This is a genomic window from Pseudomonas sp. RIT-PI-o (assembly GCF_001297215.1).
GTDB lineage: Bacteria > Pseudomonadota > Gammaproteobacteria > Pseudomonadales > Pseudomonadaceae > Aquipseudomonas > Aquipseudomonas moraviensis_A.
Map to the genome: position 1 here is coordinate 296,521 of NZ_LHPA01000021.1, position 12,530 is coordinate 309,050.

The 12,530-nt window shown below is 59.8% G+C and carries 15 protein-coding genes; 6 read left to right on the forward strand and 9 right to left on the reverse strand.

Going from position 1 to position 12,530, the window contains the following annotated elements:
* Positions 1–15 precede the first annotated feature (15 nt).
* The 3 genes from AEQ63_RS12385 to AEQ63_RS12395 form a co-directional block, all read right to left on the reverse strand.
* Positions 16–813, reverse strand: coding sequence for an SDR family NAD(P)-dependent oxidoreductase (locus AEQ63_RS12385; protein WP_064363601.1), 798 nt, complete (start codon positions 811–813; stop codon positions 16–18).
* Positions 814–1,165: 352 nt separating this feature from the next.
* The gene (locus AEQ63_RS12390; protein WP_064363602.1) at positions 1,166–1,834 is read right to left on the reverse strand and encodes an HAD-IA family hydrolase; all 669 of its coding nucleotides are present in this window, start codon (positions 1,832–1,834) and stop codon (positions 1,166–1,168) included.
* 57 nt (positions 1,835–1,891) lie between these two features.
* Positions 1,892–2,311: a response regulator gene (locus AEQ63_RS12395; protein ID WP_064363603.1), complete on the reverse strand. Its 420-nt coding sequence runs from the start codon at positions 2,309–2,311 to the stop codon at positions 1,892–1,894.
* A 200-nt stretch (positions 2,312–2,511) separates the two neighbouring features.
* On the opposite strand from AEQ63_RS12395, the gene AEQ63_RS12400 reads away from it, so the two are divergent.
* Positions 2,512–3,453 (forward strand): class I SAM-dependent methyltransferase, encoded by a 942-nt coding sequence (locus AEQ63_RS12400; protein ID WP_064363604.1) that lies wholly within the window; start codon positions 2,512–2,514, stop codon positions 3,451–3,453.
* A 113-nt stretch (positions 3,454–3,566) separates the two neighbouring features.
* Here the strand turns inward: AEQ63_RS12400 and AEQ63_RS12405 are convergent, their stop codons facing one another.
* Positions 3,567–4,190, reverse strand: a complete 624-nt coding sequence (locus AEQ63_RS12405; protein ID WP_042609258.1) for a TetR/AcrR family transcriptional regulator — start codon at positions 4,188–4,190, stop codon at positions 3,567–3,569.
* Positions 4,191–4,350: 160 nt separating this feature from the next.
* Here AEQ63_RS12405 and AEQ63_RS12410 point away from each other — a divergent pair, with 160 nt between their 5' ends.
* Positions 4,351–4,791 (forward strand): hotdog fold domain-containing protein, encoded by a 441-nt coding sequence (locus AEQ63_RS12410; protein ID WP_042609257.1) that lies wholly within the window; start codon positions 4,351–4,353, stop codon positions 4,789–4,791.
* A gap of 64 nt (positions 4,792–4,855) precedes the next feature.
* On the opposite strand, the gene AEQ63_RS12415 is transcribed toward AEQ63_RS12410, so the two are convergent.
* Positions 4,856–5,542, reverse strand: coding sequence for a GNAT family N-acetyltransferase (locus tag AEQ63_RS12415; RefSeq protein ID WP_042609256.1), 687 nt, complete (start codon positions 5,540–5,542; stop codon positions 4,856–4,858).
* Positions 5,543–5,694: 152 nt separating this feature from the next.
* Here AEQ63_RS12415 and AEQ63_RS12420 point away from each other — a divergent pair, with 152 nt between their 5' ends.
* Complete coding sequence (locus AEQ63_RS12420; RefSeq protein WP_064363605.1) at positions 5,695–6,180, forward strand: DUF3592 domain-containing protein; 486 nt, start codon at positions 5,695–5,697, stop codon at positions 6,178–6,180.
* 4 nt (positions 6,181–6,184) lie between these two features.
* Here AEQ63_RS12420 and AEQ63_RS12425 read toward each other — a convergent pair whose 3' ends face one another.
* Both AEQ63_RS12425 and AEQ63_RS12430 read right to left on the reverse strand, forming a co-directional pair.
* Positions 6,185–6,742, reverse strand: coding sequence for a YceI family protein (locus AEQ63_RS12425; RefSeq protein WP_064363606.1), 558 nt, complete (start codon positions 6,740–6,742; stop codon positions 6,185–6,187).
* Positions 6,743–6,816: 74 nt separating this feature from the next.
* The gene (locus tag AEQ63_RS12430; protein WP_064363607.1) at positions 6,817–8,175 is read right to left on the reverse strand and encodes an MATE family efflux transporter; all 1,359 of its coding nucleotides are present in this window, start codon (positions 8,173–8,175) and stop codon (positions 6,817–6,819) included.
* 198 nt (positions 8,176–8,373) lie between these two features.
* On the opposite strand from AEQ63_RS12430, the gene AEQ63_RS12435 reads away from it, so the two are divergent.
* Positions 8,374–8,943 (forward strand): chorismate mutase, encoded by a 570-nt coding sequence (locus AEQ63_RS12435; protein ID WP_064363608.1) that lies wholly within the window; start codon positions 8,374–8,376, stop codon positions 8,941–8,943.
* 124 nt (positions 8,944–9,067) lie between these two features.
* Positions 9,068–9,508, forward strand: a complete 441-nt coding sequence (locus tag AEQ63_RS12440; RefSeq protein WP_064363609.1) for a hypothetical protein — start codon at positions 9,068–9,070, stop codon at positions 9,506–9,508.
* A gap of 74 nt (positions 9,509–9,582) precedes the next feature.
* Here the strand turns inward: AEQ63_RS12440 and AEQ63_RS12445 are convergent, their stop codons facing one another.
* Entirely contained in the window at positions 9,583–9,918 is a 336-nt protein-coding gene (locus tag AEQ63_RS12445; RefSeq protein ID WP_042609250.1) for a hypothetical protein, read from the reverse strand.
* 176 nt (positions 9,919–10,094) lie between these two features.
* Between AEQ63_RS12445 and AEQ63_RS12450 the strand changes: the two genes are divergently transcribed.
* Complete coding sequence (locus tag AEQ63_RS12450; protein ID WP_064363610.1) at positions 10,095–11,750, forward strand: sensor domain-containing diguanylate cyclase; 1,656 nt, start codon at positions 10,095–10,097, stop codon at positions 11,748–11,750.
* Positions 11,751–12,148: 398 nt separating this feature from the next.
* Here the strand turns inward: AEQ63_RS12450 and AEQ63_RS12455 are convergent, their stop codons facing one another.
* Positions 12,149–12,526: a c-type cytochrome gene (locus AEQ63_RS12455; RefSeq protein ID WP_064363611.1), complete on the reverse strand. Its 378-nt coding sequence runs from the start codon at positions 12,524–12,526 to the stop codon at positions 12,149–12,151.
* Positions 12,527–12,530: the final 4 nt, after the last annotated feature.

Here is a 12,530-nt window from a genome sequence, read left to right on the forward strand (position 1 = left end):
TCTCTTTTGAAAAATTCAGATAGTCAGGCTGTCGACCACACCGCCATCGACGCGCAACGCGGCGCCAGTGGTGGCCGAGGACAGCGGCGAAGCGATGTAAGTCACCAGATGCGCCACCTCCGACACATCCGCCACGCGCTGGATGATCGAGGTCGGACGCGCCTTGCGCACAAAGGCGTCGGCTTCGTCACGCAGGTCGCGCCCGGACTCGGCGGCCGCGTCCTTGAGCATGTCCTGCAGGCCATCGGTAAAGGTCGGCCCCGGCAGGATCGCATTGACCGTGACTCCGGTGCCAGCCAGACGTTTGGCCAGGCCGTGGGACACTGCGAGGTTGGCACTTTTGGTCACGCCATAATTGAGCATGTCCGCCGGCGTCGCCACGCCGGATTCCGATGACAGGAAGATCACCCGGCCCCAACCCTGCTCGACCATCGCCGGCACGTAATGCCGCGCCAGGCGCACGCCGGAAATCACGTTGACCTCGTAGAAGCGCGTCCACTCGCTGTCGGGCGTTTCGAAGAAATCGACGTCATTGAAGATGCCCAGGTTGTTCACCAGAATGTCCGCGCGCGGCTCTGCAGCGAAAAGCTTTTCCGCGCCCTCGGCGGTGCCCAGATCGGCGGTCAGACCGCGCACCTGCGCGCCCGGCACGGCTTGGCGAATGCTCGCCAGCGCCTGCTCGACCTTGGCCGTGTCGCGACCGATCACCACCACCGTGGCCCCGGCTTCGGCCAGCGACTGGCTGATGCCCAGACCGATGCCGGCGGTACTGCCGCTGACGATGGCCAGTTTTCCACTCAGATCAATCTTCATGCGTTTACCTCATTGGCAAGGGGTTTCACCGCGCTCGACTTTGGCGACGATTTCAGAAGCATGGATCAGCGTAGTTGCGATATTGCCGGCATGGTTGAGCTGCCGACCGGTGACGGGGATGTTGCCTGGTTCGAGAATTTTCTGCGCCTGGCAGAACGCAGCCCCTCACCCTAGCCCTCTCCCGGGGGAGAGGGAACCGACCGAGTTGTGCTGAATTTGACGTCGACCTGAAAGACCATAGCGATTATGGATTCAAAGAAGACCTTTCACGTCGGCGTATTACCTGAATATCCCCCGGTCAGTCCCCTCTCCCTCCGGGAGAGGGCTAGGGTGAGGGGCATTTCGGAACAGATCAGATTTCCGTCAGACGAAGCAGACCATCGGCGCCGACCCTGACGCCGATCGCATCGTAACTGGCCAACGTAGCGTGAGCCGTTTCAATCGGATGCTGATGCGTAGTGGTGATGACCATCAACGCCGCGCCCGCCGCTTCCGCAGCCTGAATACCAACCGTCGCGTCTTCAAAAATCAGACAGTCAGCCGGCTCGACCCCCAGCTTTTTCGCCGCCAGCAGATACCCCGACGGATCAGGCTTGCCGGCCTTCACATCTTCAGCCGTGATCATCACTGCCGGCTCCGGAATCCCCGCCGCTGCCATCCGGCGCAGAGCCAGATCCCGCGGCGCTGACGTCACCATCGCCCAGCGATCTTTCGGCAGACCATTGAGAAACGCCGCTGCCGCAGGAATTTCGACAATGCCTTCAACATCTTCGATTTCAGCGGCGGTAATGAACGCCGACTGTTGCTCGGCATCCACACCCGGCAGATTGAGGCGGGTGATCGTGTCGATCGCCCGCGCGCCATGGATGGTCGGCAAAAACGTCTCGACCTCCACGCCATGGCGCACCGCCCACGCTGACCAGATGCGCTCGGCGGCGGCGATGGAGTTAAGGACGGTGCCGTCCATATCGAACAGAAACGCAGCGAATGCGCGATCAAAAACCGATGCTTGTGCAGACAAAAGAGCAAATCCTCTGACAGATGGCCGGGGCAGACAGCCCCGGCAATGTAGCACTTGTCAATGCAGCTGCGGATGCGGAGCCTTGGATTTGAACGCACTTTCCACACAGTCGAGCAACTGACCGATCGCCCATGGCTTCTTGATGAACGCCACCGAATGCTTGACCCCGGAGGTCTCCGGCGTTTCATAGCCGGACATCACCATCACCGGTTTTTCCGGCCAGCGATCGCCGACCAGATTCGCCAGGTCGGCGCCGTTAAGCGTGCCGGGCATGGTGATGTCGGTCAGCAATAGCGCGACTTTCGCCGCGTGTTCTTCCAGATACAGTGAGGCGGCGTCGGCGCTGCTTTGCGGTTCGACCTTGAACCCTTCCTCCTGGAGAATTTCGCAAAGAAATTCCAGAATCAACGGATCGTCCTCGACAACCAGAATCAACCCGTCAGGAAGGTGCGCGCTCGACCTAGGTGTAGGGCACATGAACAGCACTCCCCCGAATTACATTTTTTGAATAGCGGTTTTGAATCCGCTGCTTATCTGGTATGAGCAGCGCGTGTTGTAGAAATTCATTTTTGATACAGCAGATTTCTCCAAGGTGTTGTTTTTCGAAGTGCAGCGGCCGTCTGCAACCCTCATTTGTGGTTAAAATGCCGGCCCTTTGAAAGGCCGAACCGTAATCCATGAACCCTGAAGCCCTCGCCACCCTCCACGCCCATTTGCTGCCCGCGCTGGCAGCGGCACCCAGCGAAACCCGCCGTTTGTTTCATGGCCGCGGGCGCTGCTGGCCGGGGCTGGAACAGCTGACCGTGGACTGGTTGCATGGCGTGGTGCTGGTGTCGCTGTTCAAGGAGCCAGTGCCTGATCAATTGCAACATCTGAGGGATTCACTGTTGCAACTTGCCGCCTCACGCGAATGGCAGCAGTCCGGCGCACACACTCTGCTGATCCAGCATCGTTACCTGCCGCAAAGCACAGCGGAATGGCTGATCGGCGAGGAAATCGAGGAAATGACCATCGTCGAGGGTGGCTTGCAGTACCGCGTCGATCTGGGCCGCAAGCAAAACACCGGTCTGTTTCTCGACATGCGTTACGGCCGCAACTGGGTGCGCGAACAAGCGGCGGGCAAGCGGGTATTGAACCTGTTCGCTTACACCTGCGGCTTTTCCGTAGCAGCGATCGAGGGCGGCGCCAGTCATGTGGTCAATCTCGACATGTCCCGCGCGGCCCTGAGCCGTGGTCGCGACAATCATCGGCTGAACGGCCACGACCTGAGCAAAGTCAGCTTCCTCGGTCACGACCTGTTCAAGTCCTGGGGCAAGGTGATCAACAGCGGCCCGTACGATCTGGTGATCATCGACCCGCCGTCGTTCCAGAAGGGCAGTTTTCTGCTGACCAAGGACTATCAGCGCGTACTGCGCCGCTTGCCGGAACTGCTGACCGTCCAAGGCACGGTATTGGCGTGCATGAACGATCCGTCGTTCGGTTCGGACTTTCTGATTGACGGCGTTACCCAGGAAGCGCCAAGCCTGCGCTTCGAACAACGACTGGAAAATCCGGCGGAGTTCCCCGATATCGACCCGGAGAGTGGCCTGAAAGCCCTGGTCTTCCAGCGCATCAGCTGACACAGAAATCCCCTGTAGGAGTGAGCCTGCTCGCGATAGCGGTGTGTCAGTCAGCAAATGGTTAACTGACACACCGCTATCGCGAGCAGGCTCACTCCTACAGGGGGACGTGCTCAGCAGACCTCAGCGCGAATCGACCGCCATGCCGCCTGCGCAAGCATTTCGCGATAGTCCGTCGGGCTGCCTTTCACCCGCCCTGCCAGCCAGGCCCGGCAGTAACTGTCCGCCTGCCCGATGATCAGCGATGGCAGCAGCTCGGCAGGCAATTCCTGAAGCTCGGCAGCGCGACCCGGTTCGGCCAGCCACTGGCGCAAGCGCAGATTGCGCGTCCTGTTGCGCTCGGCCAGTTCGTCCTTGAACGGGCCTTTGGTTACGGCGAAGCGTGCGTGGTACTGGAATCGTGCCCACTGCGGCTGTTGCTCGACCCAGTCGACATAGCTGAATACCAACGCCTGCACGCCTCCTTCGGTGGTATCGGCCGCGTCCAGATACGCGTCCCGCAAACGCCCTTGATCCTCCAGCGCAGTGAAAAAAAGCGCCGCGACCAGCCCTTCCTTGTTGCCGAAATGGTGATAGATCGCGCCAACGCTGGTGTCGCATTCGGCGCGAATCATCTCGATGGTGGTCGCCTCGATCCCCTGTTCATTGAACAGGCTCAGGGCCTTGCGAAAGATATCGCGTTTGAGTTCGGCGCGGCGGCCGGGGTAGCTGCGTTCGAGTAGATCGGCGGTGTCCATGCTGCTTGTGGTCCGAGAACAAATTTCGAATAAGGCGTTGAGTGCCCGCGAACAAATCGCGCCTAGGTTGACAGATTTGCCGCGAACAGAATACCGTTCCGTTACAGAACATTATTCTGTAACGGAACATCATTCTGTAAAAACCTAAACGAGGCTTTCCATGAGTCAATCTCTCAGCATGTTCAACAGTGTCGGCCCTGATGCATTCAGCAAAATGGCCTGCCAGTTCGCTCCGTACTTCAGCAGCATCAATCCGCTGATCTCCGAGCTGCGTCCGAATGCCGCCACGGTGCAGGTGCCGTTTCGCAAGGAAATCACCAATCACCTCGGCACGGTGCATGCGATCGCCATGTGCAATGCGGCGGAACTGGCCGGCGGCATGATGACCGACGTATCCATCCCGGCCGGCGCGCGCTGGATTCCCAAAGGCATGACCGTGGAATACCTGGCCAAGGCGAAAACCGACGTCACCGCCGTGGCGAGTGCTGAAGGCGTGGATTGGCAAAGCGATGGCGACAAGGTGGTCAACGTCGACATTCACGATACCGAAGGCAAGAAAGTCTTCACCGCGCGCATCACCATGAACGTCAAACTCGGTTGAGATTGCAGGCACAAAAAAGCCCTTGCTGCGGAGTGCGCGGCAAGGGCTGTTTATTGGCGGTTGATCAGTGCAGGGTCAGGCGCTGGCGGACAAATTCTTCTACGTGGCGACTGGTCTGATCCAGATGCCGGTCGCGTTGTTTTTCCGCATCGAGCATCGCGCGCTTGCCATTCTTCTGCAGCAGGTAGGTGTGAATCTGCTGCACTTCCAGCGAACGGTAGATGGGCGTGGTGTCGATAAAGCCGCGCAAGCCGTTGCTGCGATAATGCCGCGTGCTCATCAGCACCTGCGTCTCGCGCTGGCCGATCACTTCAAACCCCAGCGCCTCGAAGTACGGCACCTTGCCGATGCTGCAGGCCAGCTCCGCATGCGGATAGCGCCCGACCATGTGCGCGAGCATCGCCCGCGCCACACCCTGACGCCGATGCCCCTCCCGCACCGCCATATAAGCGACGCTACACGCCTCCCAATCGCCCTGCACCGGCAGACAGATGAGAAACCCGATGACCTGCTCCGGATCCTCATCGTCAGTGGCCACCAGCAACTCCACCTCGGTACCCTTCTGGCCATTCAAGGCTTCGAGATACAGATGCACCTCGTAGCCGACCGCGTACTGATAAACGTTGTACAGCAGATTGCTCGGGCCGAGGCCCACCGCGCTGATGTCGGTGAGGTAGTCGACGACCATTTGCAGGATCTGGCTGTTGACGCTTTCGGGGCATGGGGAGGTGTAGTGGGTGATGCGTGGCATGAGCAAACTCCGGCGGTAAAAAACGTTGCCGATGATCAGAGCCGTCGACGAACCGCGACATCATACCGTAGCAGGGTCGGTCGCCGTTTAAAGATCCGGTGCCGAAGGCCGATGTAACGATCACCCTTCATTTCACCACCAAGGATCGGGCCATGTATTACCCGCGCGAAGCCGCAAAAGATCATCTTTACAACCGCATCGTCATGCTCACCGTCGCCTGCTGCGTGGTCTTGTTATTGGCCGGCATGGCGCGCCATCAGGGCATTCTGTATGCGCTGCTGAATTTCAACGGCGCGCAAACCGATGGCACTGTCACGCAGTTGGAAGAGATCATGATGAACAAGAACGGCAAGATCATTCACTATCGCTATGCCGACGAACACGGCCAGCTTCATGAAGGTGATTTCGTCGACGAACGCTACGCCGAACACACCCAGTACGAACTCAACGGCCCGATTGCCCTATTGGTCTCGCCATGGATGCCGGAAAAAAGCGCCATCGCCACCCAGCTGCAAAGCTACCGCGCAGGTTTTTACATCATGACCGGCGGTGTGATCCTCTCCCTGCTGTTCCTGCTGATTTCCGGTCGGACGTTCTGGCAGATTCAGGCGATGAAGGAACAAGACCGGTACTACTGAACGGTCACTGTTGCGGCGCCACTACTCTGAATCTGATGTTGATGTCCCTGGACACCACGCTGTCCGCCCACTCCCCCGCTCCGAGGCCGAACTCGTCGCGATTGAGCACCAGCTCGCCGTCGAAAATACCGATGGCGTTGTCCGGTTTCAGCTCAACCGGAACTTCGACCTCGCGAGTGATTCCCTTGAGCGTGAGCTGACCGGCGATCTGGTAACGGTGCTCGGCCACCTGAGTGAAACGGCTGGATTCGAACACCGCAAGCGGGAATTTCTCGGTGTCGAACCAGGCCGGTTTAACCAGCTCGGTATTGGCGTCTTCGCTTCCGGCGTCGATGCTGCTGAGGTCGATATGCAATATGGTGCGGGCGGTGGCGAGGTTGTCGGTGTCGAAATCCAGCATCGCCTCGAACCTGCCGAAGGTGCCGTACATCCGCGAGCCCATCTGCTGGTAGGTGAAGCTGATCTGGCTGGCGCTGGTGTTGACGCGCGTATATTGGGCAGTCTGCGCGCCGGCCGTGGCACAGAGCCAGAACGCGGCAACCAGCAGCAATCGCATCGACATGGAGTTCTCCGGGCGTCGCGCGCCGTCCAGGGCCTTGGTTGACTTAAGCAAACAACCGCCCGTTGTGCCAGCCCCTATATCAACCGCTCGATCTTCTGATGCTTCCAGACCAGTCGGTAATACAGCGTCTGTAAAACAAGCATCCCCAGGTAGGCAACCGGAAACGCCATCCAGACACCCTGCAAACCGAACTGCCCGTCCAGCCAGTACGCCGCCGGCAGTTGCACGCCGACCACGCAGATAATCGAAATGAACACTGGCACCAATACCGTGCCGCTGGCGCGCATGATGCCGCCGATGATCGCCTGGAAACCGAACACCAACAGACTCCAGAGCATGATGTGCAACAGGTGCTCGGCCATGGCTCGGGTCGAGTCTTCCGTGAGGAACAGGCCCAGCAACCAGTGCGAGAGCAGATAGCCCAGCACAATCAGGCCGCCGGTCAGGCACACGTTGATCAACAACCCGGTGCGCAGGATTGGGCTCATACGCTGCAGATGTCCCGCGCCGATCGCCTGGGCGCCGAGAATCGATGCGGTGATCGCAATCGACAGCGCCGGGAATTGCACGTAATTGACGATCTGCGTCACCGCGCCGTAGGCCGCTGTCGCTTGCGAGCCGTGCTGATTGACCAATGCCAGGATTACCAGCTCCGACAACGACAGCACGATCATCTGCACTCCGGTCGGCAGGCCGATGCGCAAGACCTTGCCGAGGATCACCCGGTCCAGACGCAGCGCTGCAAAGAATTCTCGGTCCGGCGCCAGCGGATGGCCGTTGCGGATCAGCCGCCATGCCAGCCAGGCCATCGCTGCCAGATTGCCGGCCAGCCCGGCATAGGCTGCACTCTGGATGCCCAGTGGCGGCAAACCAAGCCAGCCGCGAATCAGCGCCGGCGTCAGCGCCAGCCCCACCGCGGTTGAGACGATCAGTGCGAGCAGTGGCGACAACGTATCGCTGACCCCGCGCAGCAATTGGGTGAACAGCACGAATACCAACAGTGACGGCAAAATCCACAGCATGACGTGGGCATAGTCCACCGCATCGTCGAGCACATCCGCCGGCGTGCCCAGCCCCGTCAGCGCCTGTCGCGCAAATACGCTGCCCAGCACTGCCGCGACCAGGCCGATCAACACTCCCAACAGCAACGTCGCTCCGGCAATCGCTTTGACCAGATGCGTTTCACGCGCGCCCCACGCCTGGCCGATCAGCACGCCCGCACCAGCGCCGAGGCCGATGACCAGGGCAATGAAAAAGAACACAACGGGGAACATCCCGGACACTGCCGCCAGCGCTTGAGTGCCGAGCATCTGGCCAATGTAGATACTGTTGACCGTGCCGGACATCGACTGCAGAAAATTCGACAGCACCATCGGTGCGAGAAACAGTAGATAGGTTTGCCAGAGGGGCTTGGCGAAGGTGGCGCTTTGCATTGAATGGAGGTCCATCTCGACGGCGGCAGGCCTGATTGACGATAGCTTCGGTGAGTTGCGTGCAGCGTGCAATCAACATTTCCAATCGGTGTTGATCGCCTGTTTTGCATTTGTGTAAATGCCGGAGACCGCTTTGTGTCAGTGTGCGGCTGTGGTAAATCACGGTTCTTCCGACAGGTACTTATTGAGGCTCGGCTCATGCGTAAGGTTGCAAATTTTCTGGTCACTACCCTCCTCGCGTTGTTCGCCGCGTGTACTCAGGCCGCCGCACCTGCAGCGGCACCCGACTCATTGAAACCTTTACTCGCCACCCTGAACGAACGCTTGAACATCGGTGATCTGGTTGCACTGACCAAGTGGGACAGCGGCAAACCGATTCAGGACAGCCCGCGTGAGGCGCAAGTCATCGCCAACGCCCGGATGCTGGCCGCCGAACACGAACTGGACCCGGACGATGTCGCGCAGCTGATCGCCGCACAGATGGAAGCGAACAAACTGGTGCAGTACGGTCTGCTCGCGCAATGGCAGGCGGCAGGTGCGGCACCGGACACTCCGCGCCCGGACCTGGCGAAACAGATACGCCCGCGCCTGGATGAACTGCAAAAGAGTCTGTTAAGGCAGTACGCCGGGTTCGCGCCCTATCGGCAGGATCCGAATTGCCCGTCATGGCTGGCCAATGTCCGCAGCGGTCTGGCCACCGACGCGTTGCATGACCTGGCGCTGATCCGCGCCAGCGGCGAGTTGTGCGTACGGACCAAAACGCTCTGAGTCGCGAGTCAGAGCAAACATCATCGGCGTCGATGTTCACCATCACGTCAATGAAGTTCTCATAAAAACTGCGCGGCGTAACATCGGCTCCAGACAAACAAACAACTTCCTGGAGCACACGATCATGAAACGCCAAATCCTTCTCGGCATCGCTTTCTCGGTTTTCGCAGTCAACACTTTTGCCTCAACGCCCGTGCACACTCTGGTCGCTGAAGGCGGCTCGGACAAGCTGATCGAAAGCCGCTTGGCTGAGGGTGGTTCCGATCGTCTGATCGAACGCCGCGTTGCCGAAGGTGGCTCTGATCGTCTGATCGAACGCCGCGTTGCCGAAGGTGGCTCTGATCGTCTGATCGAACGCCGCGTGGCCGAGGGTGGCTCGGATCGTCTGATCGAGCGCCGCGTTGCCGAAGGTGGCTCGGATCGTCTGATCGAACGCCGCGTTGCCGAAGGTGGCTCGGATCGTCTGATCGAGCGCCGCGTTGCCGAAGGTGGCTCGGATCGTCTGATCGAGCGCCGCGTTGCCGAAGGTGGCTCGGATCGTCTGATCGAGCGCCGCGTGGCATGAATCAATTGCACTACTGCAACACCCATGAAAAAGCCCGGCCTGATCAGCCGGGCTTTTTTGCATTCAGCCGTCGCTTATTGCGCGGTTTTCAGCTTGACCACGTCGCCGGAAATCGTGGTGGTGTAGCCGGTCAGAACCCAGGCCCAGAACCAGTTTTCCTGAACCTGCGTATTGATCATTGCATCGCCGCCCTTGGCTTTGATGGCCGCGTCTTGCGCGCGTACGAAGCGGCTGTTCTGGCGGATCGGGATGACGCCAAACAGCAGCAGGCCGGTGGCCGAAGCTTCGCTGTGGCCAACCACGGTGTACTGGTTGCTGTCGTAATGTGAGGTTTTCATCGGGGCGCCGGTGCAACCTGCCAGAACCACACCGAACAGTGCGGCGGCGACTACTTTGCTGAGGTATTTCACAGTAAAACTCCATGGGGGAACGCCCGGGATCCATCTCTCGGACGGCGCGCACTTTAACGCAAATGCTGGCTCATTAGCATCAGGCATCTTGCATTTCTATGAACCCGTTCGCTGGCCGGGCGTCGGGGATGTCGCATACCATGGCGCCACTTCAATAAAGACAGACACCCGCCTCCATGTTCAAAGCCAGTCTGCGTAGCCATCTCACTCTCTGGTTCGGCGGTTTGTCCCTGCTGACGCTGCTGAGTGTGGGTTTTTATGTCGGTCACATCGCCACTGAACAAATGAAACAGGCCAGCGGCAACGCCTTGCTGAACACGGCACGGTCGGCGGCGACGTTATTGGGAGAGCAACTGCGCGAACGGCAGTTGGAGGTTTACCTGCTCAGCCGCGCCCCGCATCTGGAGCGTGGCGATCTGGACAATCCAGCCATCCTCAAATCGATGCAACTGCGCACCCAGGCGCGCGCTGAATATGCGTGGATGGGCGTCACCGATGCCGAGGGCAACGTCCGTCAAGCGGTAAATGATCTGCTGGTCGGCCAATCGGTGCAAAAACGTCCGTGGTTCCAGATCGGCTTGCGCCGGCAATACACCGGTGATCCCCACGAAGCGGTGTTACTGGCGAAGTTGTTGCCGGGCCTGCCCAATGGCGAGCCGCTGCGCTTTATCGACTTCGCCGCGCCGATCCATAACGCCGAAGGTCAGGTGATCGGTGTACTGGGCGCGCATGCGCACTGGAGCTGGGTGACGCGCATCGTCGATTCGGCGGCGTTTTCCCATAAAAACTCGGCGCCGGATGTCGAGGCACTGATCGTCGACCACGATGGCAAGGTGCTTTACCCCGAAGCACTGATGGGCCAGCAACTGGCGAGCAGAGGTTCGGTAACGCCAGGCTGGACGGCGGCCAACGGTTACCTGACCAGTATGGTCACCGTGCCGACACCATCGGGGACGGCGCTGTCGTGGTCGATCGCCATCCGTCAGCCCTTGGAGACGGCCCTGCAACCGGCGCGAACGCTGCTATATGAATTGCTGATACTCGGCGTATTCGCCGCCATCGTTTTCGGGCTGGTGGCTTATTACCTGGCGCTGTACCTGAGCCGCCCGATCGAACAACTCGCACGCTCGGCGAAACAGGTGCAGAACAACCAGACCGGCGCACACTTCCAACTGCAGCATCCAGTGCTGGAAATCGCCCAGCTTGGCCAGTCCATCGATGCGATGACCCAATCGCTGCTCGGCAAGGAATGCGAGCTGCAGGAAGCCAACGCTTCGCTGGAAGCTACCGTGGCGCAACGCACCGCCGCGCTCACCGAGGCCAACGCCGAGCTGCTGAGCCTGGCAACACACGACGGCCTGACCGGCGTTTACAACCGCCGCCGGTTTGATGAAAAAATCACTGAGTACTCATTGCTGTCGCGACGCACCGGGCGTCCGTATGCCCTGCTGCTGATCGATGCCGACCACTTCAAACGCATCAATGACAGCCACGGCCACGCGGTGGGTGATGAGGTCCTGCAACAACTGGCGACATTGATTCAGAACAGCGTGCGCAGCACCGATTTCGTCGCGCGTTACGGTGGAGAAGAGTTCGCCGTACTGTTACCGGAAGTCGCGCAACCCGACACCCCGGAAGTCGTCGCCGAGAAAATTCGTACGGCAGTGGCCGAAGCAGACTTTCCCGGCGTCGGCAGCGTGACCGTGAGTATCGGTCTCGGCCTGGCAGATCCGGCAGACAACAACCACACGGCCCTGATCAAACGTGCCGATCAGCAGCTGTATCAGGCGAAGGCTGCGGGGCGTAATCAGGTGGCGTTTCATGCCCACTGAGGGAAGGGCAAGATCAAAAGATCGCAGCCTTCGGCAGCTCCTACAGTGATCGCGCGCACCATGAGGTCGAGTGTCAGCTCGCCTGCTTTTGATCTTGATCCACCAGCGACGTCGGAAGGCTGAGTGGAGGGATTGATCCGGGCGTGGGAGCGCAGCGACCGTACGACGCAGTCGTACACAGCGGAAGGTGGTGCAGCGAAGCAAACCGGAGCCGCTGCGCCCGGATCGATCCCGCAGCGAAGGAACCCCGAGCTTGCGAGGGGCCGAACGCAGGAGCAAGCCTTTTGGGTTACCTTTTCGGCGTCTGGAAAAGGTGACCCGCCGTAAGGGCGGAACCCTAAGCAGCCGTTACCGCAGCAATGGATATGTACCCAATCAGATGGTAAACCATCGCCCGACTAGGGCTCAGCACTGAACCTCTGCAAATAAGCCAGCAGATTCTCCAGCTTCTCCTCATCACTCAGCCCCCAGAAAATCATCCGCGTGCCCGGCACCACGCCTTTCGGGTCTTCGAGATACGCCTTCAGCGTCGCCCGATCCCAGGTAATCCCCGAATTTTTCATCGCATCGGAATAAACATAATTGGCCGAAGTCCCGGCCGCCCGACCAATGATGCCGTTAAGCTGCGGGCCAAACCCCGGCCGTGCCGACTCGCCGACCTGATGACAACCGCCGCACAGGCGCGGGAAGATCTTCGCCCCGGCTTCAGGATCGCCCTCAGCCTGGACGCTGGCACTGAAGATCAAAACGAGAAACAGTGTTGTGGTGAATTTCATTGAA

Coding starts and splice junctions, on each gene's coding strand:
- AEQ63_RS12385 (WP_064363601.1), bottom strand. CDS start 813: ATGAAGATTGATCTGAGTGGAAAACTGGCCATCGTCAGCGGCAGTACC.
- AEQ63_RS12395 (WP_064363603.1), bottom strand. CDS start 2,311: ATGTGCCCTACACCTAGGTCGAGCGCGCACCTTCCTGACGGGTTGATT.
- AEQ63_RS12400 (WP_064363604.1), top strand. CDS start 2,512: ATGAACCCTGAAGCCCTCGCCACCCTCCACGCCCATTTGCTGCCCGCG.
- AEQ63_RS12405 (WP_042609258.1), bottom strand. CDS start 4,190: ATGGACACCGCCGATCTACTCGAACGCAGCTACCCCGGCCGCCGCGCC.
- AEQ63_RS12410 (WP_042609257.1), top strand. CDS start 4,351: ATGAGTCAATCTCTCAGCATGTTCAACAGTGTCGGCCCTGATGCATTC.
- AEQ63_RS12415 (WP_042609256.1), bottom strand. CDS start 5,542: ATGCCACGCATCACCCACTACACCTCCCCATGCCCCGAAAGCGTCAAC.
- AEQ63_RS12420 (WP_064363605.1), top strand. CDS start 5,695: ATGTATTACCCGCGCGAAGCCGCAAAAGATCATCTTTACAACCGCATC.
- AEQ63_RS12425 (WP_064363606.1), bottom strand. CDS start 6,742: ATGTCGATGCGATTGCTGCTGGTTGCCGCGTTCTGGCTCTGTGCCACG.
- AEQ63_RS12430 (WP_064363607.1), bottom strand. CDS start 8,175: ATGCAAAGCGCCACCTTCGCCAAGCCCCTCTGGCAAACCTATCTACTG.
- AEQ63_RS12435 (WP_064363608.1), top strand. CDS start 8,374: ATGCGTAAGGTTGCAAATTTTCTGGTCACTACCCTCCTCGCGTTGTTC.
- AEQ63_RS12440 (WP_064363609.1), top strand. CDS start 9,068: ATGAAACGCCAAATCCTTCTCGGCATCGCTTTCTCGGTTTTCGCAGTC.
- AEQ63_RS12450 (WP_064363610.1), top strand. CDS start 10,095: ATGTTCAAAGCCAGTCTGCGTAGCCATCTCACTCTCTGGTTCGGCGGT.
- AEQ63_RS12455 (WP_064363611.1), bottom strand. CDS start 12,526: ATGAAATTCACCACAACACTGTTTCTCGTTTTGATCTTCAGTGCCAGC.